The sequence below is a fragment of the Streptomyces sp. NPDC088747 genome (assembly GCF_044751025.1).
Lineage (GTDB): Bacteria > Actinomycetota > Actinomycetes > Streptomycetales > Streptomycetaceae > Streptomyces.
This window is the reverse complement of record NZ_JBIVKZ010000001.1, coordinates 675,519-699,901: the sequence shown is the minus strand read 5'-3', so window position 1 is coordinate 699,901 and position 24,383 is coordinate 675,519. Positions and strand designations below refer to the sequence as shown.

The following is a 24,383-nucleotide window of genomic DNA, read 5'->3' as shown; positions in this document are numbered from 1 at the left end:
GCCGCTGTCGACCTTCCGGTCCTACGCCGACGTCGACGCATCCCCTCGGCGCCCTTTCGGGTGTCCGTCGAGTCCGCCGTGCGAGAGCCGGATGTGAGCAAAGCCCACCGGAACCAATCCACTGGAGCAGCCCATGCCGGGTACAACCGATGTCGCCGTCGATGTGGCGAGTGTCTACTCAGCCATCGAGAGATCGGCCGATCTGCTGGACGTGACCGCTTCACGCGAGGCCGTCTGGCCCGTCCTCACCGCTTTCGAGGAGGCGCTTCCGCAGGCGGTCATCGCCTTCAGGGTGGCCACCAACGCGCGGCACGAAGGAGATTTCGACGCTCGTTTCACTCTTCCCAAGGAGATCGACCCGTACGCCGTGGCCCTGTCCGAGGGCCTGATCGCGAAGACGGACCACCCCGTCGGCAGTCTGCTCGCGGACATCCAGGGGCTCTGTTCCATCGACAGCTACGGCGTCGACCTCGGAGTCCTCTCCGGATTCAAGAAGATCTGGCTGTATTTTCCGGCGGGGCAGCAGGAGAGCCTGTCGCGGCTGACGAGTCTGAAGTCGATGCCGCCGAGCCTGGCCGGGAACGGCGAGTTCTTCACCCGCTACGGCCTGGCCGAGAAAGCGGACGTGATCGGGATCGACTACCGCAGCCGAACGATGAACGTGTACTTCGCGGCGCCCGCGAAGTGCTTCGAGCGGGAAACCGTCCTGGCGATGCACCGCGACATCGGACTGCCGGAACCGAGCGAGGAGATGTTCAACTTCTGCGAGAACTCGTTCGGGATCTACACCACCCTGAACTGGGACTCCATGGAGATCGAGCGAATCTCCTACGGCGTTAAGACGGACGACCCGATGGACTTCTTCGCCCGGCTGGGAACCAAGGTCGAGCACTTCGTAAAGAACGTTCAGTACGGCGTCGGCGAGCCCAAGATGGTGTACGCCGCCGTGACGTCCAGCGGCGAGGAGTACTACAAACTCCAGTCCTACTACCGCTGGCGCTCCCGCAGCCGGTTGAACGCCGCTTACATCGCAGCTCGTGACAAGGAGTCGATGTAATGAATCGTGTCAATCCGGCAGCCGCACATTCGGGAGATCCGGACACACGGGACATTCCCGAGTTCCGGTTCAGTCGGATGGAGGACCTCTTACGCGGCCGTGCGCTTCGCCACCTGATGGTGGACGGCGTCGACGCGGTCTTCGTCCGGGACCCGGTCCTGGTACGCGCCATCCTGGTGAGCGAGAGCAAGAACTACGGAAAAGGTGAGCTCTTCCGGAAGGCCAGGACCCTCAGCAGGGTCGGCCTCTTCTCCGAGGACGAGATCATGCACCGGCACTACCGGCGCCTGGCGAATCCCTATGTGCGGTCGACACAGGTGGCCGAATACGTTCCGGACATGCGGGAAATCTCCAACGGCTTCACATCGGCGTGGCGCGCCGGTCAATCCGTGGACATCCAGTCCGAGATGTGCCGGATAACCTGCTCGATCGTCGTGCAGACACTCATGACCGGTCTGCCGTCGCAGACGTCGGAAGCGCTGAGCGAGAGCCTCTCCCGGCTGGCCTGGGAGATGATCAGGAAGCCGCTCTACGGGAAGGCGGCGGCCCGAGCGGCGCGGCCGGGCGGCGGAAAACGCCTGTCACAGGCGCGCAGGGAATTCGCGGATCTGCTCACGGTGTGCATCGCCGAGCTTCTGGATTCCCCCGAAACGAGGGCCGGGTACCTCTCGACACTCCTCTCGGACTCCGACGCCCAGGGAAACTCCCTCCTGACGGCACAGGAAGTGTGCGAAGAGGCCGTCATGATGCTGACCGCTGCCACGGTCACCACGGCTTCCGTCATGTCGTGGGCGCTGTACCTGGTCTCCACGGATCCGCTGGTGGAGAAACTGCTCGCCAATGACATGGCGCGGGGACTCAGTGGAAGCGCCGTGGACGACCATGACGCGTCCGGTTACACCCGGCGCTTCCTGATGGAGGTCCTGCGGCTCTATCCGCCGATATGGATCTCGTGTCGCCAGGCACTCTCGGATGTCGTGCTCGGCGACCACGCGCTCCCCGCGGGAACGAACCTGGTGTTCAGTTCGTATCTGCTGCACCGGGACCCCGAGCGTTTTGCGGATCCGAGCAGATTCGATCCCGACCGGTGGCTCTCCATCACTCTCGGCAATGTCGACGCCTCCTACATTCCCTTCGGCATCGGATCGAAGGGATGCATCGGGGAGACGTTCGCCTGGCGGCAGCTCGAGGTGATCCTGGAGTCGGTGATGCAGAAGTGGACTCTGGAGACCGACCCCGACCGCAAGGTCCGCACGGCGCCGGAGACCACGCTGCACCCTCGCCGGCTTCTCATGACTCCCCAGCCGCGGTAACCGGAGTTCACCCGCTTCGCGCGTCGCGCGCGGAACGTCCATTCAAGGGGAAACCTGTGTCCAATTCCGAAGCCGTACTCGCCCGGATGCGCGAGTACATGGTGGGACCCACGAGATTCATGAATCTCCATGCCTGCTTCGAACTCGGCATCGTCGACGCACTGCGCAAGGAAGCGGGCCTGACCGCGACCGAGCTCGGCGCGCTCGTCGGCGCGAAACCCGACGCGGTGGAGCAGTTGCTGTACCTGCTGGTGAAGGAGGGCTTCGTCGCACTCGATGAGGAGAGCGGCGGCTACACCCTCGACGCGCTCGCGGACGTCGCCGAGGCTGACCTCCAGCGTGCGCTGACCTTCATGGGCATGATCAAGACAGGCATGCTGCGGCAGTTGTACTACCTACCCGAGAGCGTGTCGACCGGCAAGGTGGTCGGTCTGAAGGAGTTCTACGGTTTCGACGGCACGATGTTCGAGGCCGCGGCCGCGGTGCCGGAGGTGCGCGCGGCGTGGGGGCCGCTGGCCCAGAACGAGACCGCCAGCGTCTACCCCTGGTTCTTCCGCAGCTTCGACATCCCGGACGGCGCACGGGTCCTCGACGTGCTGGGCGGTACCGGGCTCGGCGCGATCATGACGTGTCAGCTGAAGGGATCGCCCGGTCTACGGGTGACGACCTTCGACAAACCCGCCCTGGAAGCCGAGTGTGTGAAGAACTTCGAGGCGCGCGGAGTGGCGGAGCAGTGCTCGTTCGTCGGGGGCCAGGTCCTGGAGTCCCTCCCGGAGGGCTTCGACGTCCTGCTCCTCAAGCACTTCGTGGACATGTACGACAAGGACGACGTCCTCACCATCCTCAGGAACGCCCACCGGGCGCTGGAGCCCGGCGGGCAGATCGTCGTCCTCGCCGCCGTGTACCCGGAGGACATCGGGGACGCCGACGACTACCAGGTCGACTTCTTCCCGTCGTACATCCTCGGCTGCGTCATGGGACGCGGCGGCCTCCAGAAGGTTTCCACCTACCGCGGTTGGCTGGAGGAATGCGGGTTCGAGGTCACGAAGGTGAGCGCCAAGGAACCCGCCGACATCCCGCCCGACGCCATCATCAACCGGGTCGTCATCAGCGCGACGAAGCCGAACTGAGCTGTCCGGAGCATCGGTTGGGGCCGGCACCGGTGTTCGTCGCCAGACTGTGCCGGTGCGCCGGCCGGGCGCGGGTCAACCAGCCCTCCAGGGCCGGAGTTTGTCGGGGTTGAGGACCGCCCAGATCCGCCTGACGCGGTTGTCCTCGACGTCGAAGGCCAGCACCGACACGGATACTCCGTCCAGTTGGGCGACCAGGCCCGGCCGGCCGTTCACCGTGCTCTCCAGGAGCGTCATCTCGGGCACGGCGTCCATTCGGCCCGCGAAGAAGTGAGCGACCGGCTCGGCACCCTCGACCGGGTGGAGCGCGGCCGGTACGAGTCCGCCGCCGTCGCCGGTGGCTGTGGCGTCGGGGGCGAGCAGGCCGATGAGCGCGTTGATGTCCTTCGCCTCCCAGGCCCGCTTGAAAGACCTGACGACGTCGGCGTGCCGGGCGGCCGGGGCGTCGGCGGACTGCGAGGCCCGTAAGCGGCGACGGGCCGATGACGCCAGTTGCCGGCATGCCGTCGGCGTCCGGCCGAGGATCGGGGCCACCTCGTTGAAGGAGTAGCGGAAGACGTCGTGCAGGATGAACGCCACGCGCTCGGCCGGGGTCATCAGATCCAGCACGACGAGGAAGGCCATGTTGACCGACTCGTCGAGGGTCACGCGGTCGGCCGGGTCGGACGGGATGCTGCCGCCCCACCGTCCGCTGATCCACTCCGTGGCCGCGGGCAGGGGCTCCGGTACCCAGGAGCCCACGTAGCGCTCCCGCCTGACCTGTGCCGAGCCGAGCAGGTCGAGGCAGATGCGGCTCGCGACGGTCGTCAGCCAGCCGCCGGGGGAGTCGACGGCCTCCCGCCGCTGCGCCGACATGGCGTACCAGCGGGTGTAGGTCTCCTGTACGACGTCCTCGGCCTCGGTCAGCGAGCCGAGGAGGCGGTACGTGAGATTGATCAGCCGTTTCCGCTCGCTCATGATCACGCTCAGGCTCGGGTCGGGCCGGTCGTTCTCGGGCCCGGTCGCGTCGGTCATGATCCCGCAGACTCCCTAGGTCGCTGTGTCCCTGCCGGGCCCGACGAGACATCGCGGTGAATCGTGAGGCCGGGTCGGCACCTCACATTTCGTGGGGCTGCGTCGTCATACCTCATGAACAGAACACTATCCACGTGATCCACATGATCAACGTACTCAGGGAAGAGGTCCGATGTCGGAATCAGTGAACGTCTCGATCATCTACTACAGCGCGACAGGCACCGTGCATGCCTTGGCCCAGGCGGCAGTTGAGGGCGCCGAGAAGACCGGCGCGCAGGTGCGACTGCGCAAGGTGGCGGAAACGGTCCCGCAGGAGGTGATCAACACCAGGGAGGAATGGGCTCAGCACGTACGGGACACGGCTGATGTCGCCCTGGCGACCCTCGACGACGTGGACTGGGCCGACGTGGTGCTGTTCGGTACCCCCACCCGGTTCGGCAACCCGGCGAGCCAGCTGCGGGCGTTCGTGGAGACCACCGGACCCCTGTGGTTCCAGGGCAAGTTGGTGGACAAGGTGTACTCCGCCTTCACCTCCTCCAGCACCCCGCACGGTGGCCAGGAATCCACCATCCTGGCGCTGGCGAACACGTTTTACCACTGGGGCGGCATCATCGTGCCGCCCGGCTACACCGACCCGGTCAAGGAGCAGCAGGGCAACCCCTACGGCACCTCCCACGTGGCCGGTACCGGTGCGCCGGGTGAGACCGCTCTGGGCGCGGCCCGCCACCAGGCGCGCCGCGCCGTCGAGATCGCCGCCGCGCTCAAGGCCGGTCGCGGCGCCTGATTCGGTCACACCGGCACAGCCCGCCTCGCCGCCGTCGATCACCATCGGCGGCGGCGAGTTCGGGGGCCGGCCGCTGTCCGGGACGCCGTAACTGGCCCAGCTGCTGGGGGAGTTCGACTGGCGTCCCGCGACGGCTGAGTGCGCGTCACCCCCCTCTTTCGCAACTCTTCTGCCGTGCGGAGAAAGTCCGTTGGCGGAGCGCCGGGGTCGCACAGGGTCTTGCCCGGGCGCATGGAGGCGCGCGACCGGAGCGCGATGTGCGCCCTGTCGGCGTACGACTGTATGCCGGTACAATCAACGGGTGCTTTGAGTGCTGAGGTGATCCTTCAGAGCGGATGTCGGAGCGGCCCGGGGGAGGGCTTCCGGCCGCTCGACGGCAGCAGAAGCGGAGCGGCGGCGCCGTTCCGGTGGGAGGGGTCCCTGATGCTCACCGATCGATCGCACAGACGTCTGTGGCGGAGGGTCCGCACCCTCTCGGAGGGGCTCGAACTGCCCGATCCCTTCGACGCCGAGACCTTCCTCGCCCTCCTGGCCGAACGTCGAGGCCGCCCGATCGAGATCCTGCCGGTCGCGGTGGACGCCGGGGTCCCCTGCGGTCTGCTGGTGACGACCGACCACGCCGACTACATCCTGTGCACCCCGGGGACCAGCGCACTGCACCGGCAGCACATCCTCGTCCACGAGGCGGCCCACCTGCTCTGCGGGCACGACCGGTCGCCCGCCCCCGAGACACCGGGCGTACGGGCACTGCTGCCCGGACTCTCCCCCGACCTGGTGCGCCGGGTCCTGGGCCGCACCGTGTACGCCGAGCCCGCCGAGCAGGAGGCGGAACTGCTCGCCTCGCTCATCCTGCACCGCGTATTGAGGGAGAGCCCCGTGCCGGGACGGGACGACGGAAGGGCCGGAACCCTCGTCGGGGCACCCTCCCGCCGCTCCGAGCGGCCACGTGTCTGACCTGCTCGCGTACCTCCCGGCCGTCGCCGCGCTGTGGCTGGGCTGCTACGAACTGCGTCTGCTGCGCACCGGAAGCGACTCGCCCTTCGCCGTGCGCTGCCTGTGCCGCTTCGGATTCTGCATGGCCGCGGCGATGACCCTGCTGGCCGCTCCGACGACGTACCTGGAGGGGGTGTGGCCGGGGTTCCCGCGGCTGACCCATCTCCTGGGCCGCGAGATGGAGATGGCCGCCCTCGCCTTTCTCCCGCTGGCCGTCATCGAGATCGGCCTTCCCCGGCCCCGACTGCTGACCGGACGGCTGCACATCGGCGTCACCCTCTCGGCCATCGCGCTGTGCGCGGTGCTGTTCCTCTCCTCCGGCGTACGCACCCGACACGGTTCCCTTCTCGCGGACGGGACCGGAGCCGTGCTCCTCGCCTCCTGCGACACGGTCTTCACCGGCTACAGCCTGTGGTGCCTGGCCGTGTTCCTGGTCCCGGTGCACCGGTTCGCCCGGGGACTGGTCCCGGGCGCGCTGCGCACGGGCCTGCGGCTGATCACGGCCAGTCTCACGGTGGGCCTCGTCTGGGCTCTGTGGGGTGTCTCGTCGATCGTCACGATGGCCGTGGACCACCGGCAGGGCGCCGGGCTCGACCCGGTGGGCCGGGTGCTCGGGCTCTGCTGTCTGGTGCTGGGCGTCCTGGGCGGCACCGCCGCGAGCTGGCTGTCCGTCACCACCACGGCCGGGCGGCGGTTACGGGCGTACCGGACCTACCGTGCGCTGGAGCCGCTGTGGTCGGCGCTGCGTGCCGTATCACCCGGGACGGCCCTGGACCTGGGCTGGCCGTCGGTGCGCCTGTTCTCCCTGCACCGCTCCGAGTTCGCCCTCTACCGCCGGGTGATCGAGATCCGGGACGGCTATCTGGAACTCCGCTCCTTCGTTCCGCCCGACGCCCGCGCGCTGTCAGCAGCGGCGCTGGACCGGTTCCCCGTGCCGCCCGCGGGCCGCGCGGCGATGGCCGAGGCCGCCGTCATCGCCGCCGCGCTGGAGTCCGCCAGGCTCGGTTCCGGTGGCTCGGGCGCTCCACGTGACGCGGGTGGTCCCGGTGTCGCGGGTGGCTCTGGTGACGCCGGTGACGCCGGTGATCAGGATGTCGTGCTCGCGTACCCGGCCGACTGCTCGGTCGAGGAGGAGGCGGCGTGGCTGGTCCAGGTGGCCGAGGCCTTCACCGTGGCCGGGCTGGTGGAGCACATGCGGCACCGGGTGACGCGCTAGGCGTATTGCCCGGTCGGGACGGTGAGGCCGGACCCGTGAGGTCGGACCCGTGAGGTCGGACCCGTGAGGTCGGACCCGTGAGGCCGGGATCGGTCTAGGACGGGATGAGTGTCGGCCCGGACAGGGTGGAGGCGGACGGGGGAAGGGCCGTGCGGAGGAACAGGGGCTGGTCCGGTGACGGGCGCAGGCCGGAGTGGTGCATCCAGCCCGCTATCTCCACACGGGAGGAACAGCCCAGCTTCTTCATCGTGTCCCGGATGTGGTTGACCACGGTCCACTCCGAGATCGCCAGGCGGTGGGCGATCTGACGGTTGCTCAGGCCGGCCGCCACCAGGCGCGAGACTTCGGTCTGTCGCGGCGTCAGCGGCCCGATACGGGTACGGGTGTCCGGGGGCAACGGCTCCGCGGGCGTGGCGACGGGAACGGCGTGTGCCGGGACGAGGGAGGCCAGGAGGTCCGGCAGCGATGCCCTGCTGCCCTCGACCAGGGCACGGGCGAAGACTGCCTCGCCCAGTAACTCCCGTACCGGCTCCTCCAGTCGGGCCATGGCGAAGTCGGGCGTGCCCGCGTCCTCCGGGAACGCGCCGCGCCAGGTGTGGAAGGCCCCCAGGCCGCGGGCGGTGCCGATGGCGCGTTCGACGACGTCGGGCAGGGCGGGGCTGCCCAGCGTGGTGGCGATGGCGCCGAGGACGGCCGTCGGGCCCAGGGCGCGCAGGGCCGACAGGGCCCGCTCGCAGTAGTGCGCCGTGGCCTGCGCGCGTCCCTCCGCGGCCGCGAAGACGGCCAGGTGGAGCAGGGCGGCACCGGCGACGAGCGTGTCGCGCCCCTGCTGGGCCGCGGCCAGCACCTCAAGCGCGGTGGCCGCCGCGGCCACCGTGTCGCCGAGACGGAACTTTGCGAGTGCGGCCTCCAGCGACACGTAACGGGCCTCGTGGCGGTCGCCGTCGGACCGGTGCCGGCCGGCCGCCCCGACGAGCAGGGCGGCGCCGCGGCCGGGGTCGGCGGCAAGGACGCACAGCGCCCGCAGCCGCGTCACCCGCGCGGACAGCCCGGCGGCCTGGGCGGCATCCGCCGTGATCCGGTCCAGCAGGTCCGTGGCGGCCTCGGGTTGGCCCGCCAGGATGCCGGCTTCGGCGAGCAGCAGGTCGGTGCGGATCCGGTCGCGGTGGCCGGCCGGATTCCACGACGGGTCCGGGAGAGGGCGCCCCTCGGCCCAGGTGCTCCAGCCGCCCGTGACCCGCCAGTAGACCCGGATGCCGTCGACGAGGTCGAGCGCCTCGCCGGTACGCCCGTGGCGGAGCAGCGTCTCCAGTGCCGTACGGAGGTTGCGTTCCTCGCTCCAGAAGGCGATCAGGCCCGAACGCTGGTGCCCCGAGACGATCCGGTCGGCGGCGGCACGGGCCAGGTCCGCGTAGTAGCGGGCGTGCGCCAGCCGGGCCGCGGTGTCCTCGGGCGGCGGGAGACGGCGCGCGGGTCCGTCCGGAGGCAGCCGCAGCCGGAACCTGGCCGTGCCGTCCAGGCGGCCGGACGGCAGGGTGGAGGCGGTGAGCAGATGGCCGCGCAGCAGGGTCTCCAGCGCCGAGGAGAACTCCTCCGGCCCGGTGGCCGTGATGTGGCGCAGCGCCTCCGGGCCGAAGCCGCCGCTGAACACCTGGCAGTGCGTCAGCAGCCTGGTCGGGGCCTCGTCGGTGGTCCAGGGATGGGCGTCGCGCGGATCGCCGCCCGGTGCCGCGGAGGGGGTGCCGTCCTCGGCGGGGGCCGAGTGCGGAACCGCGTGCGGGACCGGGTGCGGGACGGTCCGGTCGCCCAGCGAGGCCCACGCCACCTCGGGGCTCTCCAGCGCGGCGACCCGCGCGGTGCGGCAAAGCGCGCCCGGGTTGCCGCCCACCTCGACGCAGGTCCGGGCGATGACCTGCTGATTGTGCAGTTGGAGGGAGAAGGCGGGGTTGATCGTGCGCAGGCAGGCGAGGTACAGCTGCACCGAGGGAACGCGCGCCAGTGCGCCGAGATCCAGCGCCGAGCAGTCGAGCGGCACGGGCAACGGGTCCACCGGAAAGGGGACGAGGCCGTGGGCCGCGGGGGCCTGGCGGGCCGTACCGAGGACCACGACGGACGCGACCGCGCAGGCCCGCAGCAGCGAGTAGTGGTCCGAGCGGTCGAGATCGTCGACGAGCAGGAGCGGCCGGACTCCTCCCGCGTTCCCGTCGGCGGTGAGGAGGGCGAGCGCGCTGTCTGTGCCGTTCGAACTGTCTGTGCTGTTCGTGCTGTTCGTGGAGGGTTCGGCCGAGGCCTCCACCCGCACGGCGGTGGCGCCGGTCGACGCGCAGTACGCGGCGGCGGTCTCGGCCGCTAGCCGCGATTTGCCCGCGCCGGGGACGCCGGTCAGCAGTACTCCGGGGACGGACGGATCCGCCAACAGCGCCGACAGCGCGGCGACTTCGCCGTCCCGTCCGACCATGTCGGCGGGGAACGCGATGGGCGGGCGTGGAGCGGACGGGCGGGAGTTCTTCACAGGTGAGGGCACGGGGATCGTCAAGGACGGCTCCGGGGGGTGGACCCAGGCGGGAGGGGGCAGCCAGGCGGTTCAGCTGAGATGAACGACCATTTCGCGGTTTTCATATCCGTTGACAGCCTCAGCATGGCTGCCGATTCCAGGGGTGTCAACTACGATGAAAATCAACGGACTTGCTTTCACCTGTGCGGGTAGGCGTACTGGAGGGCGGCGACAGAAGGAGGTAGGCGGTGGCCGACACGGAACCCACGCCATCGTCACTGAGCCGGAAGATCGACGGACTCCTCCGGCTCGCCCGCAGGCCCGACGGTCTGCCGTTCAGCAACGAGGAGGTCGCCGCGGCGTGCCGGGAGGCCACCGGGGTGTCCTTCTCGACCACGTACCTGTGGCAGTTGCGTACGGGGCGCAGGAACAACCCGACCAAGCGCCATCTGGAAGCCCTGGCCGACTACTTCGAGGTCCCCGTCGCCTACTTCTTCGACGACGAGCACGGTGCGAAGATCGCCGCGGAGATCGAACTCCTCGGCGCCCTGCGGGATGCCGGGGTGCGCAGCGTGGCACTGCGCGCCGTGGGACTCTCCTCCGAGGCGCTCGGCACCGTCAGCGACCTCATCGACGTGATCGCCGTCCGTGAGGCGGCCGCCCGGCGCGCCCGGGAGGCGCCCGAGGCCCCGCCCGCGCCGGCTGACCTGCCCGCTCCGGATGACCTGCCTACGGCGGATGACCTGCCCACGGCCGAACCCGGCGACGACCGGGCCTGAGGGGCGACCGGGCCTTAGGGACGGTCGTACGCGCGGTCAGTGCGGCCGCTCGGCGGGTCGACGCAGGAAGAAGCCCGCGACGGAGCCCCGGACGCGGTCCCCGGCATGCGGCTCCACCTTCTTGATCATGTGCGGTACGCCCGAGCGCAGGACGACCAGCCGGTTGGGGCGCGGGGCCACGAAGTGTCCGACCCGCGAGGTGAGGTGGTCGTTCTGGTCGGCGGGCCGCGCCCCGGGCGTCCCGCCGGAGACGAGCAGTTCGGCGCCCCAGGACGCCTGCCACTCGGGGTGCGCGTACAGCACGAACGAGGCGGCCCGGTCGCCGGAGTCGTCGTGCCAGGCGAGTCCGGAGCCCTGCGGATAGAGGAACGAGCGGCAGGTGAAGGCGTGCCAGTCCGTTCCGAACCGCCCGGTCCACGGCTCGATGCGGGTTGCCTCCTCGGTCAGTTGCTTCACCACGGCGTCGGTGGCCCCGCCGGACGGGTGCAGGGCATGGTCGGCGAAGCGTCCCGTGAAGTGCCCTTCCGGGTCGTTCAGCGTGCCGGGCCCGCTGAGGGGGCTGCCGTCCAGCAGTCCGTAGACCTTGTTCCACGACCCGTCCCGGCGGCCGTGCACGAAGTGGTAGTCCTCGGTGCGCAGTTGCTCCCACAGCGAGGCCGCGGCCCCGGGGGCGAGGAAGTCGTCGAAGACGGCGAAGTCGTCCGTGCTCCAGGTGAGTTCCATGGTGTCCTCCGTGGATGGGGAAGGCGGTACGTCAGGGAGGGGCGGGGTACGAAGGCGGGGCGGGCCCGGTCAGGCGGTGGCGGTCTGGAGACCCCCGGCGCCCACCGGGGCGGATGGCTCGCTGCCCGGGGGGACGGGTCGCTCGCTCCCCACCGAAGCGAGTGACTCGCCGGCCTCCGGCGCGAGTGGCTGGCTGCCCACCGGCGCGAGTGGCTGGCTGCCCACCGGGGCGGGTGGCCGGGTGCCCGCTTCCTGGAGCAGCCGCCGCGTCATGCCCGCCGCCCGTCTGTCGCCCGAGTCCAGCACCAGCCGCAGCATCTCGGCGGCGGGCCCTGAACGCCCGTTCGCGAGATGCACGGTGGCCACGTTGAGGGGGCGCAGCCAGTCCGGCTGCCGGGCCTCCTTCACCGGCCCCTCGTCGATGAAGGTCACTCCGGGGCAGTCGGACAGGCGGTCGGCGAGGTAGGCCGCCAGCTCCCGGGGCGGCATGGGCTCGCAGTACACCAGCGGGGTCAGCAGGTCGGCCGCGGGGACCGTGCGGGGTCCGTCGGCGCCGGTCTTGGCGAGCGGCCCGCCGGCCCGGTACAGGTGCCGGGGGTCCAGGGGTGTGCGGGCCAGCGGGGTGTGCGGGTAGACCCGCAGCCCGCAGGAGTAGCCCACGGACACGCCCCGGTCGGCGAGGCGGCGGATGTGACGGATCGCGTTCTCCAGGGTTTCCGCCGTCTCGCCGGGCTGGCCGAACAACACTCCGATCTGCACGTCCATCCACTCCGGCCGACGGCGCAGCAGCAGACCGAAGGTGTCCTCGACGTCGGACATCCGGTAGTTCTTGCGGTGCCCGCGCAGCATCCGGTCGTCGAAGGCGTCCACCGAGAAACTCGGACGCACGCAGCGGGACCGGATCAAGGCGTCCATCAGCCGCCCGGAGAACGGCCTGACGTTGAAGTAGCCGTGCCAGCTGATCTTTTCGCCGTGACGGCTCCCGGCCAGTGCCTCGCACACCTCGGTCAGCGCCCCTTCGTAGGGCAGGTTGACCTCCGGGGCGGCCAGGTGGAAGTGGGTCAGCCCGTACCTCTCGACGTAGTGCTCCGCCTCGGCGGCGACCGCGTGGGCGGGGCGCGCGTCCACCTTGCCGACGTTCAGCGGATCGACGCAGTACGAGCAGCGCAGCGGGCAGCCGGCGTGACTGCGCAGCGCGGTGGGGATGCCACGGGCCTTGGCGAACAGCACGTACTCCGGTGCGATCCGCGGCAGCGCGGTGGTGGGCCGGGACACCACGTCGGGCCGCGGTCGCCGGCCGGGTCCCAGGACCCCGTCGGCGGTGCGAACCAGCCCGCCGGGGAGCGTGGACAACGTCTCGGCGACCACTCGCCGTACGCCCCGGGCGCCGCCGTCCGCGACCACGCGCGCCAGCAGGGCCGTGAACGCGGCCTCACCGGGACCGGCGAGGCCGAGGTCCAGGCCGAGCCGGTCCATCACCTCCACCGGGCAGGAGGTGAACGCCGCGCCGCCCGCCACCACCGGCAGCCCCGGGTCCCAGGCGCGCAGCGTCGTGGTCAACTCGGCGATCGGCGCCAGGTAGTCGACCACGTCGATCCACCGTCCGTCCGCGCCGGGCGCCGTGTCGCAGGCGACCACGGCGTTGTCGATGTTGCGGATCGACATGGCGACGAGGTCGGGCCGAGTCCGGTCGAGCACCTCGGTCAACAGCCCCGTGTGGTCCAGCGATTCAAGAAACGGGTTGCACACGAACACCTCGACCGGCAGTCCGCTCTCAGCGACCGCGGCCCGCAGGATCTCCAGGCCGTACGGCCCGACCGGCAGAACCTGATGAGGGTTGGCGTAGAGCAGGAGAACACGCACAGGGCGGCTGCTTTCTCGGAGTTCGCTCACGGGGTGACAAGTCGTTTGGTGGGGCCAGGAGTTCACTCACGGAGGACGGTCATCCGGGTGGGGCGGCGGTGCGTACGACTAGCGGGTTGCTGGAGGATCGCCGCGGGTGATCGAGTGGCGCCGGTGCGTGCTCTCGGCTTGCCCGGGCGCAGATCTCCGTACGGGACGGCCTGGGGTCTGTGTTCGGTGCGGCGAGTGGGGGTGCCCTGGCCGGGGGTCGGGGTGGGGAAGCGCTGGGTCTCGCGGCGTCCGCTGATCTGTGTGCGGGTGGGACCTGGGGTCTGCGCTCGGTGCGGCGAGGGGTTGCGCGGTCGGAGGCTGGGGTGGGGAGGCGTCGGGTGTCGCGGCGTCCGTTGATCTGTGTGCGGGTGGGACCTGGGGTCTGCGCTCGGTGCGGCGAGGGGTTGCGCGGTCGGAGGCTGGGGTGGGGAGGCGTCGGGTGTCGGGGCGTTCGCTGATCTGCGTACGGGACGGATCCGGGTCTGTGGGCTCAGCGGTGAGGGGGTTGCCCCGCACTGAGGCTGGGGCGGGGGAGTCCCCGGTGTCGCGGCGTCGCGGGGGTCCATCGGAAGCACCTAGGTCTGCGGGGCGCGCACGCCCCGGTCCTGTTTGGCTTCGATCGCGCGGCGCAGCGCGGTCAGCGCTCGCTCGGCCACCGGGAGGCCGGTACGGCGGGCGAGGACGGCGCTGCAGAGCAGCGGGGTGATCACCGCGCCGCTGCCGCGCACCGCGCCGAGGTGACGGACCACGGCGTCCAGGTGCGTCGCGGCCAGCTCCGGATCGTCGGCGCGCAACGCCCGTACGGCGCGGGCCTGCACGGCGACGGTGTACTCCGCCCAGGCCTCGGAAGGCGGAAGGGTCACCTCGTCGAGCGCCGACCGGCCCCCCGCGCCGCCGGACCGCCCTTCTCCCGACGCCTCGCGGGCCAACTCCGCCTGAAGGCCGGACAGCGATGCCTGGCGGGCCATGCCGAGGGCGGCGCAGCGGACGCCCTGGGCCGTCCACATGTCGGCGGCGGTACCCCAGTCGCCGGACCGGGCCGCCAGGACGGCACGCCAGCCCGTGATGGTCGCGGCCCCGGTGCCCTGCCCCAGATCGCGCAGTACCCCCTCCGCCTCGTCCATCGCGGAATCGGCCGCCGCCCGGTCGCCGGACATGTGGCGCACCAGCGCCAGCGCGACGCCGGTGGCCGAGCCCAGCAGCCGGGAACCGGACACCTCCTGGTGCAGCCGCTCACAGTCGGCGAGTGCGGCGGGGACCGGGGTGTCGCCGTTGACGAGGGCCATCGCCAGGTTGGCGTAGACCTCGGTGAGGCCAAGGCAGGTCGCGGCACCGTCGGCCGACCGCAGCGCGGAACGCAACGCCCGCTCGGCGGCGGGGTGGTCGCCCGCCCGCAGGGACTGGAGCCCGGCGTACAGATGCGCCCCGACGCGGGCCTCGGGCGCCGGGGAGGCGACCGCGGCGAGGTAGTGCGGATCGTCCGGTACGGCGGGCACGTCGCCGGTCAGATAGGTGCGGGAGTACAGCGAGTTGAGGCGGGCGTGGATGCGGGCGGCCGGGGCGGCGCTGCCCGGGTCGGACAGCACGCGCTCGACGCGTTCGAGAGCGGCCTGCGGCATTCCCTGGCTGCCGAGGGCGTAGGCCTCCAGGACGTCCAGGTCGTGGCCCTGCGCGCGGTCCGCCTCCGCCAGTGCGCGGGCGCGTGCGGTGAGCGTCAGGACCAGTTCGGGCCGCCCGCGGGAGAGGGCGAAGCGGGCGGCGACGCCGAACGCGGTCACGGCGGACTCGGCGGCCCGGACCGTCCGGTCGGAGCCGGGCTCCACCCCACGCAACGCGGTGTGCGCCGTCTCCCAGTGGCCGGCCAGCAACTCGGCGACCGCGGGGCGCCGTTCGGCCACCGGTTCCAGGGAGCGCGCGAGCCTGCCGTGCACGTCGGCGGTCTCGGAGAGCGTCAGCCGCCGCAGCGCGACCTCGGCCACCACCGGGAAGGCGGGGGCCAGACGTCCCTTGTGGGCGTCGGCGGACTCCACCAGCCCGGCTGCCAGGAGGTCGGCCGCGGCCACGGCGACCCTCTCGGGCGCCATCAGAGTGCCCAGGTCCTCCAGGGACAGGTCACGGCCGGCGGCGGCGAGCAGCACCAGGAGTTCCCGCGAGTCGGTGTCCAGCCGGTCCAGGCGGGCACCGAGCGCGGCGTGCGCGCTGGGCGGCGCCCAGTCGTCGCCGGGCTGCGCGAAGCGCCGCAGGACGACCATCTGTTCGATGTAGCGGGGGATGCCGCCGGCCCGCAGGGCGATCTCCTCGGCGGCGGAGTCGGGGGCGAGCGGGGCGGGCGAGGCCGGATCGAGCCCACGGGCTTCCGTACCGGTGGGCCGGGGCCCGGAGTGGTCGGTGGCGGAGGGGTCGAGCTGCGCGGTCAGCAGCCGGTGGGCCAGCCGCCGCGCGTCGGGCCGTCCGAGCGGCGGCACGGTGAGCCGGTGGTCACCCCGGTCGGCCAGCGTCTCGGGGGCGGAGACCCCGACCAGGAGCACCACGACGGGCCGCCCCGGTGCGGCGGTCAGTTCGTCGAGCAGGTCGGCCAGTGCCCCGGGGGTCCACTCGCTGTGCTCGACGACGAGAAGCAGTGGCCGCGGCCCCCGCAGCCGGTCCAGCGCCGCGGTGAGTTCGCGGCCCAGCTCGCGGCGATCCTGGGCCGGGGCCTGCTCGGCGCGGGTGGAGGCGCCGGTCAGCTCCACCGTCACGTCGACCCTGTCGTGGCTCTGCCGTGCGGCGTTTTCGATCTCCTCCAGGAACAGGTAGCAGGCCAGCAGGCCGAGTCCGGTTCCCGCGGGCGGGCAGCGCAGGACGGCGGTGGCCAGGCCGGTGCACTGGTCGAGCGCCTCGGCGACCAGCCGCGACTTGCCCACCCCGGAGGGGCCCCCGACCAGGATCAGGGTCGGGCCGGCGGCCGTGGCCGCCACCTTGATACTGGCGGCCAGTTCGCCGACCAGGCCGGTCCGTCCGACGGTGCCGGTCCCGGGCGCCGGGGCGCCGGCCGGACCGACGATCCAGGCCGGGACGGACTGGGCGAAGCCCTTGGCGGTGACCGGTTCGATCGCCCGCAGCGGGAAGTGGTCCTGCAGTTGGAGCCGGGTGGCCAGGTCCACGATCACCCCGTCGTCCGGAGCGTGGCTCTGGAGCCGGGCGGCCCGGTTGAGGACCGAGCCGATGACGAAGCTCGACGTCCGCCCGCTGACCGCGACATGGCCGGAGGCGACCGCGCACCGCACCGGGAAGTCGCCCTGCAGGAGGTCGCCCAGGCTTCGCGCGTACTCGCCGGTGCGGTGCGCGATGGCGGTGGCGGCGGAGACGGCGGTGGCGGCGGCCGACTCGCCGTGCCCCTCGACCCCGAACACGGCGACGACCGCGTCGCCGATGAACTTCTCCACCTTCCCGCCGTAACTCTCCACCAGCGAGCCGACCAGGGAGAAGTAGCCGTCCAGGACGGCCGCCCAGCGGTCGGGTTCGAGGGAGGTGGCCAGGGTGGTGGAGCCGACCACGTCGCAGAAGATGACGGAGACGAAGCGAAGTCCGCTGGCGGGAACGGACGTCGGACCGATCTCGGCTCCGCAGGCCATGCAGAAGCGGGCCGCCGACGGGTTGTCGACACCGCAGCCGGTGCACAGACTCGCAGTGGTTACGATGGGACCGGTGGGCTTGTTCATACTGTCCTCCCCGTTCACTGAGCGGCAACCGGGTGGTTCACGACGCTTGCCCCGTCGTGAACCACCCGGTCTGTGCTACGGCGCAGCCGTCACCGGTCCGGGTGGGTGACCCGGCCCGGGGCCGATCCCCGGACGAGGGCCGGAACTACCAGAGGTAGCCGCCGCTGGGGTCGGAGACCGAGTGACCCTCCACGTCCGAACCCGCGGCCTCGACCCGGGACTTGACGCTCAGCAGGACGTTGACCTCGTCCTCGGTGAGGGACTTGAGGACCGCCTGCTGGGCGTCGTTGGCGTCGGTCAGGGAGAAACCGGCCTCGGCCAGCTTGTCGATCTTGTCTGCCATGGTGATCTCCTCGGTTGACGAGCCCGCGCGTTTCACGCATGTGGCTCTGGTTTCCCGGTGCGGCGCACCGGAGTTCAGGGGGGCCGGGTCGGGCGTCGGCCCGTCGGTCCGGCCGGCACCGTCGTCCGCGCCGGACGGCGGTGCGGTGTGCGGGACGCCGCCGAGCCGGACGGCGACCACGAGAGCGGTGAGCAGCAGGGCGGCGCCCGCCAGCAGCAGCAGGCTGCCGAGCCCGACCCACACGACCAGGGCCGCGGCCAGCGCGGGGGCCAGTACGTTCAGTACGGCCGGCGCGGAATTCATGAGCGCCCATACCCGGCCGGTCAGCTCGACCGGGGTCTCGGAATGCACGACGCTGGGAAAAGTGACAAGGATTCCGGCACTTGCGATTCCCAGAAGGAAAATAACACACAGCCATACGGCGGAGTCAATACGTACTTCCCGGACAATGGCGAATCCGATACCGACGATGATGCAGCCGATCACCAGGACCGAAACCGCCATGGTGAGGAAAGGGTGCAGTCTCGCCGCGAAACGGCCCATGAGCAGCGAACCCACGACCCCGCCCAGTCCGACGGCGGACACCATGTATCCGATGTAGGACGTGCCCATTCCGAGTGCCGGCACGATCAGGGCGGCCATCGAATCGTAAAGGAAGACGACGAACATCAGGCTGCACATGACGAACAGCAGGGAACGCAGAAGGCGCGATCCGAAAACGTGCTGGAATCCCTCTCCCAGCTCTTTGAAATAGTGCAGATCTGTATTCCGGGAAGGTGAGGACGTGGTGCGCAGGGCGCTCGCGGCGACCACCCCGACGAGAAACGTGCACGCGTTGGCCGCGAACACGGCCCGGGGCGACATGAGGGCGATCAGCAGACCACCGAGCGCGGGCCCGAGGATCTTGACCGACTGCATCGCGGTCTGAAGCAGCACGGTGGCGGCCTGGACCTTGTCGGGCGGCACCGAGACCCGTAGCTGGATCTGGCCCGCGAGCCCGCCGACCGAGCCCAGCGCCGAACGGACCAGCACCAGCCCGGCCGCCCAGTACACGCCGGGGGCGACGACCAGGCCCAGGGTGAGCCCAGCCTGCACGAGGTCGGTGAGGATCAGTACCCGGCGCGACTGCCGGCGGTCCACCAGCACCGCCAGGAACGGGGTCGCCAGCAACGGCAGCATGCTCGCGGCCACCACCAGCGCCAGGTCGCCCGCGCCGCCGTGCCAGACCGTGATGACCAGCACCAGCAGCGCCACCTGGTCCAGCCAGTCGCCCAGGCCGGAGACCACCGTGCTGGTGTACAGCAGCCGGAAGTCGCGGCCTGCGAGCGGGCCCGGAACCCGCGTGCGGCTCATCCGGCCAGGGCGACCGGGGAGCGCCGCTGGACCCGGCCCAGGACGTCCTCCATCACCTCGATCAGCCCCCTCAGGGAGTGCAGCGCGCTCACACCGAGCAGCTCCTCCTGTGCCGGGTCGAGCGGCAGCCTGTCGATCAGCCGGTGCACGTCGTCGCGGTGCTGGATGTCCAGCTGGGCGTGCCGGGCGATGGTGCGGAACGAGTCGTCCGGCAGTCCTGTCCTGGCCGCCAGGTCGGCGGCCAGCCCGGGACCGGGCGGGTTGCCCTCCAGCACGGCGATGTGTCCCACGAGCGCCACCGGATGCACATGGCGCAGCCAGTAGTACTGCGAGCCGACCAGCGAGGCGATGGCCGCCCCCGGCAGCGTCGTACGCAGCGCCTCGGGATCACCCCCCGCCACCACGAAGTCGTCGGCCACCCACTGGTCGTGCCCGTACTCCTCACGGATGTGCTTGGCCAGATAGCGGCCCACCAGGTCCGCCACCGGGTCGCCCTGACGGACCGTGCACTGCTCGACGGCCGCCAGCATCAGCGGAACCGTGGCCCGGATCGTCCCGTGCAGCGCCTTGAGCCACTCCAGGTACACCTGGTCGCTGCGCGGATGGGTCCACATCTGCCGGGACGCGGCGTCCACCGCCGGCATCAGCAGCCCGATCTTGTGGCGCAGCGCCCGCGACCTCGTCTGCTCCTCCACCGTCAACCGCCTTCCCTCAGGGCCACGCCCAGTGCTGTCACGGAGTCCGCGGCACGCCCCGGGCGGGCCGCGATGTCGTACGCCTTCCAGCAGCCGCCGCAGACGTTCTCGAAACGTTCCTCGCGCAGGGCCTCGAAGCCGGGCAGGTCGGCTGCCGCTCCTGGCCCGAGCTGCCCCATCACCCGCAGCAGCGGGTCGTCCCGGAACCCCGTCAGCGCGCGTGCCACGTCCTCGGGCCGCCGGGTCGGGGCGCGCAGCGCGGAGGGGCCGTGACCGGTGATCAGCCCCTCGTTGCAGCAGGGGATCACCACGCCGTCGTAGCGGACCGTCGGCGAGCCGAGCAGGGTGCACGCCGCCAGTGCCCCCACCTCGTGCCGGCTCTGGAGGGCGAAGACCCCCGAGCCCCGCCCGTACCGCAGGGGAGTGATCAGCTTGGTCTCCGCCCCGTCGGCCCACCGCGGGCCAAGCGCTTCGAGCAGCAGTTCCTCGGCCACCCGCGCGCCGTCGCCCGTGTCCAGTTCCTGGACGACGATGCGGCAGCCCGCCTCGTGCGCCGCCCGCAGCGCGCCGACGAACCGGTGGTTCGACACGCCGCCCTGGTGGAAACCGTCGGTACTCAGGAAGAGCGTGGAGATCCGCGGCAGCAGCCGCCGCACCCAGCCGGGCGCTGAGCCGTTCTCGCGTGCCCAGTAACCGCTGGTGAAGACGATGGTCTCCAGACCGGCGTCGGCGAACGCCCCGATCGCGTACGGCAACGCCCGCTGTTCGGCGAAGGGTTCGCCGCCGGAGACTGCCACCGAGCGCAGGCCGGGCAGCGCGACGATGCCCGCGACGACGTCGTGGAACGCCTCCCAGTCGGTGACCCTGTCGCTGTCCGCGCGGGCGTCCACCGAGCAGTGGGCACACCCGACCGGGCACTGGTCGGTGATGTACAGCAGGACCGACTCACCGCGACGGCGGCGCATCGCCTCGGTGTCGGCGAGTGTGGGGCGGGTGCGTACCGCTTTGGTGCCGCGTTCCGCTTTGGCGCCGCGCACTGCCTCGGTGCGGCGTACCGGCTCGGCGCGGCGTACCGGCTCGGTGTCCCGTGCGGGTTCGGTGCGGCGTACGGGCTCGGTGTCCCGTGCGGGCTCGGTACTGCGTGCGGGCTCGGTGCCGCGTACGGGTTCGGTGCCGCGTACGGGCTCCGCGCCCCGCCCCGGGTCGACGCTCCGTACCGGCTCGGTGTCAGTGGGTGAGGGACGGCTGTTCACGGCCCGCCTCCCAACCCAGGGACACCAGGCCCCCGTAGCGGCCGGAACGGCGGTCCGAGAACGCGGTCCCGTCCACCTGCTCGACCATGCGGCGGGCGGCGGCCTCCACCCGCTGCCCGGAGTCGGTGCGCAGGTACTCCGTCACCCGCCGCTCGGCCGCGGTGTCGCCGGACAGCGCGACGCAGTTGCCGCACATGCCCTTGTCGCAGGGTCCGTCCGAGAACCGGCTCGCCACGAAGCTGGGGCCGAGCACGCGCAGCGCCCGGTACAGCTCCCGGCGCAGGAACTCCTCCCGCAGCTCGGGCCACGACTGCCGGGACGCGTGGCCGAGGATCAGGTGCTCCGGCATGCGCCGCTCCACCAGGTCCTGGTTGCAGCAGGCGTAGACGGTGCCGTCGTAGGTGACCAGCGGCCAGGTGATCCGGTCGCACGGGTCGACGGGCGCGACCGGGACGCCGGAGGTGGGCGTGGCGGTCAGCTCGCCGAGCTGGCGGCCGCGGCCGATCGGGCTCAAGGTGCCCACCAGGATGGGTACTTCGTCGTCGAACTCCCGGCGCACGTCGTCGACGAGACCCTGGAGATAGGGATCGTCGTCCCCGCGCCCGGTGAGCTGGAAGCTGACCTGCGGCACCAGCCGGCGTATGCGGTGCATCGCCCGGAAGACGTCGGCCCGGCTCACCTCGCGTTCGTGGAACTCGTCGAGGCTGGCCGCGAAGTGGTCCACCTCGCGGACCGCCGCGGACACCGGCGCCGGCAGCCGCCGGTTCTCCCGGGCGAACCACATGCCCGACAGCACGTACGACCGGGTGCCCGCGGACCGGGCGGTGCGCGCCAGGTCGGCGACGAGCGCGGCCCGTAGCAGCGCCTCGCCGCCGGACATCAGCAGCAGGTCCGGGCGGGTCTCGCGGTCGAAGGACTCCACGAGCCGGCGGAACGGCGTCTCGGGATGCTGTTCGCTGGTACTGGACGAGTCGGTGGAGCAGTGGGCGCACGACAGCGGGCAGCGGCGGGTCAGGGCCAGATAGAGGCCGGCGGCGGGCTTGTTGCGAATGGCGCCGATTTCCAGCAGATGCACGGGATCACCCCCTTCTCGATGACAGGGCGCTGGCGATCTCCTCCAGCGAGGCGAGCGTCCGCGCGGCGTTCGGGTCGTCGGTGCTGGCCAGGTCGGCCACCAGGGTGGTCAGCCGTTCGGCGGCCGTCGTGTGCCGTCCGGCGGGGCCGGGCGGCGGGCCCGCGAGCACGAGGGCCGCCGCGCACTGGCGCGCCAGCTCCGAGACCAGCTCCAGGCCGGAGGTCGCGCTGCGCGCGCCCAGTACCGGGTCGAGCACCTCCAGAACGCCGAAGACGGATCCGCCGGTGTCCAGCGGCGCGGCGATGATGGCCTTCGGTATCCGGCCGGTCGAGGCCGCGAAGTCCCGGTTGAACTGCGCGTGGTTGTCGAGGTCGTCGGCGATCACCGCCTCCCCGCTCTGGAAGACCCACCCGGCGATGCCGCTGTAGTCGGGGATGGCCCAGCCCACCAGGCTGTCCTCCCGGGTCTCGGAGATCGCCTCCAGGACGAGTGTTTCGCCCGCCGCGTCGTGCAGGAAGACCGACGAGGCGGGAGCGCTGAAGATCAGACGGGCCAGCCGTACGGTCGAGCGCAACACCTCGTCGCGCCGGGACAACGCAGGCCCGCTGAGAGGGGCGTCATGCGCCGGATTCGTCATGGCCGGCTCCTTCGGCAGATGGGGTGGATGTGGCGAGTGAGACGGGTGCGGCCGGTACGTCGGACAGGGCGGGTTCATCGGGCGGGTGCGGTGCGACGGAGGCGGGAGCAGGAACGAAGGCAGGGGAGGGGGCAGGGGAGGGGACGCGGGGCGCTTCGGACGCCTCGGACGCTTCGGACACGTCGGCGAAGTTGTCCGCGAGGGAGGCGAGAACGTGCTTGACCTCGCTCACCGGAAGATGCGGATGCTTTCCGAGGATGCGGGCCACGAATCCGGTGACATGCGGGGTCGCGAAACTGTTCCCGGAGAGGAACGAACGGCCGCCGCCCACCCAGGGGACCTCGATCCCGACACCGGCCGCGAAGAATTCGACCGGGGGCTGCGGACTGACCTCGATGCGCTCCGCGTCGGCGACCTCGTGCGACCCGACGGAAATCACCGAGGGGAAGATCCAGGGAAAGCTGAGGACCGGGCTGTTGTGCGCGGAGGCCACGATCGCCACCCGGTTGAAGTACGCCTCGTCCGCGATGTCGTGCAGCGAGGCCTTGAAGTCGCCCTTGCGTGAGGAGAGGCTGAGGTTGACGACATGGAAGCGTTCCGCCACCGCCCAGCGCAGGGCCGCCAGCAGCGCGTTGCCGTCGCCCGCGAGCCGCGGCCCCAGGATCCGTACGCTGGTCAGGCTCGCGTCCGGCGCGATCCGCCGGATGATCGCCGCGCACGCGGTGCCGTGACCGGCGGCGTCGCCCTCGTCGTCCGGGACGATCCGGTAGCTCGGCCGGCCGTCGCCCGCGGCGTCCTCCTCGACGCGTTCCACCGCGTACGACCCTTCCAGGGGGCCGATCTCGGGATGGTCCGGCGTGACTCCGCTGTCGATGACACAGACCCGGACCTCCGCACCGCGCGACCCGCCCCAGGCCCATTCCCGGTCCACCGGCGTGGCGGCCGCGACGAACGACCGGTCGACGAGTTCCCCGGCGTTCATGTGGGCGAATCGGATCGTTGCTCGGCGAAACGCTGTAGTGGTCAATGGGAGCCTTCCGGTCACTGGTGGCTCTCTCGGACGGCTCGACACCGAACCGTCGGACGCGCGGACCGCCCCGCAGTCGAACAGCTGAGCGGCGCCCGCGGACCGATTCTGTACGAGCTCCCCGGCCTTCGGACATCCCAGTTGTCTGGGGTGCTTTCCGGCCGTTCCTGCCCCTCACGGCACGGAAACTGACAGTTCTCTGCGCCGTCGGCCGGCTCGCGTCCGCCATGCGCCTCGCGGGCGTTCGGGCACTCTGCCGAGAGCTGGCGTACAGGCAGGGCTCGGCGCCGAAAGCGGTCTCGCTGTACGGGGTGTTCACCGAGGGCGGTACGACGACCAACTGGGCCGCGGCGACCGGCTCCTATGCCCGGCTGGGCCGCGGCGACCGTCTTCCAGGCACGGCTGGGCCGATCGGCCGATGCCCTGCGTGCAAGATCATTTATCTTCTACGTCGTACTCGGACAGTCGGTCCAGCAGGCCGGGCAGGGCGCTGAGTTGGGCCTGTTCGGCCGGGCTCAGGAGCGCCTCCATCGCCTGTGCGACCCAGTCGCGCCGGGATCTGCGGTCCGCGTCCAGGGCTGCGCGACCCTGCTCGGTGAGGGTGATCAAAAATCCCCGCCGGTCATGAGGATCCTCTCCTCGGGCGATGTAGCCCAGGGTCTCCAGGTCCTTCACGGTGCGGCTCTGGCTCTGGTGGCGCACGCCGCGTCGTTGGGCCAGGGCGGCGATCGATGCGTCGCCTTCACGGTCGAGCAGGCCCATGGTCGTAGCCAGGGGCGGCGGAAGGGCGTCGCTGTGCGAGCGCGTCGCACGCACGAACCTGCCGATGGAGGTTCGCAGCCGCTCCGCCAGATGATCTTGATCAACCATGGGGCGACTCTACAGTCCGACCCACCGTATAAA

At 71.3% G+C, this 24,383-nt stretch carries 19 protein-coding genes; 7 read left to right on the top strand and 12 right to left on the bottom strand.

The features are described from left to right. Positions 1 to 133 precede the first annotated feature (133 nt). From ACIP79_RS03485 to ACIP79_RS03475, 3 genes are all read left to right on the top strand, one after another. A complete protein-coding gene (locus ACIP79_RS03485; protein ID WP_383685296.1) occupies positions 134 to 1,057 on the top strand; it encodes an aromatic prenyltransferase in 924 nt (307 codons plus the stop codon). A 77-nt stretch (positions 1,058 to 1,134) separates the two neighbouring features. Then, on the top strand, positions 1,135 to 2,370 hold the full coding sequence (locus ACIP79_RS03480) for a cytochrome P450 (RefSeq protein WP_401218694.1): 1,236 nt from the start codon (positions 1,135 to 1,137) through the stop codon (positions 2,368 to 2,370). Between the two features lie 56 nt (positions 2,371 to 2,426). Then, positions 2,427 to 3,500 (top strand): methyltransferase, encoded by a 1,074-nt coding sequence (locus tag ACIP79_RS03475; RefSeq protein ID WP_401218691.1) that lies wholly within the window; start codon positions 2,427 to 2,429, stop codon positions 3,498 to 3,500. 75 nt (positions 3,501 to 3,575) lie between these two features. Here the strand turns inward: ACIP79_RS03475 and sigJ are convergent, their stop codons facing one another. Beyond that, complete coding sequence (gene sigJ, locus ACIP79_RS03470; RefSeq protein ID WP_401218688.1) at positions 3,576 to 4,514, bottom strand: RNA polymerase sigma factor SigJ; 939 nt, start codon at positions 4,512 to 4,514, stop codon at positions 3,576 to 3,578. Positions 4,515 to 4,686: 172 nt separating this feature from the next. On the opposite strand from sigJ, the gene wrbA reads away from it, so the two are divergent. The 3 genes from wrbA (at position 4,687) to ACIP79_RS03455 (ending at position 7,507) form a co-directional block, all read left to right on the top strand. After that, positions 4,687 to 5,298: an NAD(P)H:quinone oxidoreductase gene (gene wrbA / locus ACIP79_RS03465; protein ID WP_383685302.1), complete on the top strand. Its 612-nt coding sequence runs from the start codon at positions 4,687 to 4,689 to the stop codon at positions 5,296 to 5,298. Positions 5,299 to 5,721: 423 nt separating this feature from the next. Then, positions 5,722 to 6,252 carry a ParH-like protein gene (locus ACIP79_RS03460; protein ID WP_401218683.1) on the top strand — a complete coding sequence of 177 codons (531 nt, stop codon included), beginning with the start codon at positions 5,722 to 5,724 and terminating at the stop codon, positions 6,250 to 6,252. Beyond that, the gene (locus ACIP79_RS03455; RefSeq protein WP_401218680.1) at positions 6,245 to 7,507 is read left to right on the top strand and encodes an MAB_1171c family putative transporter; all 1,263 of its coding nucleotides are present in this window, start codon (positions 6,245 to 6,247) and stop codon (positions 7,505 to 7,507) included. The genes ACIP79_RS03460 and ACIP79_RS03455 overlap by 8 nt, the downstream gene beginning before the upstream one ends. A 94-nt stretch (positions 7,508 to 7,601) precedes the next feature. Here the strand turns inward: ACIP79_RS03455 and ACIP79_RS03450 are convergent, their stop codons facing one another. Continuing rightward, on the bottom strand, positions 7,602 to 10,043 hold the full coding sequence (locus ACIP79_RS03450; protein WP_401218677.1) for a LuxR C-terminal-related transcriptional regulator: 2,442 nt from the start codon (positions 10,041 to 10,043) through the stop codon (positions 7,602 to 7,604). 206 nt (positions 10,044 to 10,249) lie between these two features. Here ACIP79_RS03450 and ACIP79_RS03445 point away from each other — a divergent pair, with 206 nt between their 5' ends. After that, a complete protein-coding gene (locus ACIP79_RS03445) occupies positions 10,250 to 10,780 on the top strand; it encodes a helix-turn-helix domain-containing protein (protein WP_401218674.1) in 531 nt (176 codons plus the stop codon). 36 nt (positions 10,781 to 10,816) lie between these two features. Here the strand turns inward: ACIP79_RS03445 and ACIP79_RS03440 are convergent, their stop codons facing one another. From ACIP79_RS03440 to ACIP79_RS03395, 10 genes are all read right to left on the bottom strand, one after another. Further along, positions 10,817 to 11,503, bottom strand: a complete 687-nt coding sequence (locus ACIP79_RS03440; RefSeq protein WP_383685308.1) for a 2OG-Fe(II) oxygenase — start codon at positions 11,501 to 11,503, stop codon at positions 10,817 to 10,819. 69 nt (positions 11,504 to 11,572) lie between these two features. After that, positions 11,573 to 13,366 (bottom strand): B12-binding domain-containing radical SAM protein, encoded by a 1,794-nt coding sequence (locus ACIP79_RS03435; RefSeq protein ID WP_401218670.1) that lies wholly within the window; start codon positions 13,364 to 13,366, stop codon positions 11,573 to 11,575. A gap of 605 nt (positions 13,367 to 13,971) precedes the next feature. Next, a complete protein-coding gene (locus tag ACIP79_RS03430) occupies positions 13,972 to 17,097 on the bottom strand; it encodes an AAA family ATPase (protein WP_401218667.1) in 3,126 nt (1,041 codons plus the stop codon). 145 nt (positions 17,098 to 17,242) lie between these two features. Then, complete coding sequence (locus ACIP79_RS03425; protein ID WP_401218664.1) at positions 17,243 to 18,793, bottom strand: MFS transporter; 1,551 nt, start codon at positions 18,791 to 18,793, stop codon at positions 17,243 to 17,245. Continuing rightward, positions 18,790 to 19,488: an iron-containing redox enzyme family protein gene (locus tag ACIP79_RS03420; RefSeq protein WP_383689378.1), complete on the bottom strand. Its 699-nt coding sequence runs from the start codon at positions 19,486 to 19,488 to the stop codon at positions 18,790 to 18,792. The genes ACIP79_RS03425 and ACIP79_RS03420 overlap by 4 nt, the downstream gene beginning before the upstream one ends. Before the next feature lie 2 nt (positions 19,489 to 19,490). After that, positions 19,491 to 20,741 carry a hypothetical protein gene (locus ACIP79_RS03415; RefSeq protein ID WP_401218660.1) on the bottom strand — a complete coding sequence of 417 codons (1,251 nt, stop codon included), beginning with the start codon at positions 20,739 to 20,741 and terminating at the stop codon, positions 19,491 to 19,493. Continuing rightward, complete coding sequence (locus ACIP79_RS03410; RefSeq protein WP_401218657.1) at positions 20,716 to 21,816, bottom strand: radical SAM protein; 1,101 nt, start codon at positions 21,814 to 21,816, stop codon at positions 20,716 to 20,718. Before ACIP79_RS03410 ends, ACIP79_RS03415 begins: the two co-directional genes overlap by 26 nt. Positions 21,817 to 21,820: 4 nt before the next feature. Then, positions 21,821 to 22,453, bottom strand: a complete 633-nt coding sequence (locus ACIP79_RS03405) for a GAF domain-containing protein (protein ID WP_401218654.1) — start codon at positions 22,451 to 22,453, stop codon at positions 21,821 to 21,823. Beyond that, positions 22,434 to 23,435, bottom strand: coding sequence for a S8 family serine peptidase (locus ACIP79_RS03400; protein WP_401218651.1), 1,002 nt, complete (start codon positions 23,433 to 23,435; stop codon positions 22,434 to 22,436). The genes ACIP79_RS03405 and ACIP79_RS03400 overlap by 20 nt, the downstream gene beginning before the upstream one ends. 480 nt (positions 23,436 to 23,915) lie before the next feature. Continuing rightward, positions 23,916 to 24,350: a MarR family winged helix-turn-helix transcriptional regulator gene (locus ACIP79_RS03395; protein WP_401218648.1), complete on the bottom strand. Its 435-nt coding sequence runs from the start codon at positions 24,348 to 24,350 to the stop codon at positions 23,916 to 23,918. Between the last annotated feature and the right edge of the window lie 33 nt (positions 24,351 to 24,383).

Bases quoted from the DNA above. Each gene is read 5' to 3' on its own strand.
- ACIP79_RS03405 (WP_401218654.1), bottom strand. From the start codon at position 22,453: ATGACGAATCCGGCGCATGACGCCCCTCTCAGCGGGCCTGCGTTGTCC.
- ACIP79_RS03395 (WP_401218648.1), bottom strand. From the start codon at position 24,350: ATGGTTGATCAAGATCATCTGGCGGAGCGGCTGCGAACCTCCATCGGC.
- ACIP79_RS03400 (WP_401218651.1), bottom strand. From the start codon at position 23,435: ATGAACGCCGGGGAACTCGTCGACCGGTCGTTCGTCGCGGCCGCCACG.
- ACIP79_RS03485 (WP_383685296.1), top strand. From the start codon at position 134: ATGCCGGGTACAACCGATGTCGCCGTCGATGTGGCGAGTGTCTACTCA.
- wrbA (WP_383685302.1), top strand. From the start codon at position 4,687: ATGTCGGAATCAGTGAACGTCTCGATCATCTACTACAGCGCGACAGGC.
- ACIP79_RS03430 (WP_401218667.1), bottom strand. From the start codon at position 17,097: ATGAACAAGCCCACCGGTCCCATCGTAACCACTGCGAGTCTGTGCACC.
- ACIP79_RS03460 (WP_401218683.1), top strand. From the start codon at position 5,722: ATGCTCACCGATCGATCGCACAGACGTCTGTGGCGGAGGGTCCGCACC.
- ACIP79_RS03440 (WP_383685308.1), bottom strand. From the start codon at position 11,503: ATGGAACTCACCTGGAGCACGGACGACTTCGCCGTCTTCGACGACTTC.
- sigJ (WP_401218688.1), bottom strand. From the start codon at position 4,514: ATGACCGACGCGACCGGGCCCGAGAACGACCGGCCCGACCCGAGCCTG.
- ACIP79_RS03480 (WP_401218694.1), top strand. From the start codon at position 1,135: ATGGAGGACCTCTTACGCGGCCGTGCGCTTCGCCACCTGATGGTGGAC.
- ACIP79_RS03425 (WP_401218664.1), bottom strand. From the start codon at position 18,793: ATGAGCCGCACGCGGGTTCCGGGCCCGCTCGCAGGCCGCGACTTCCGG.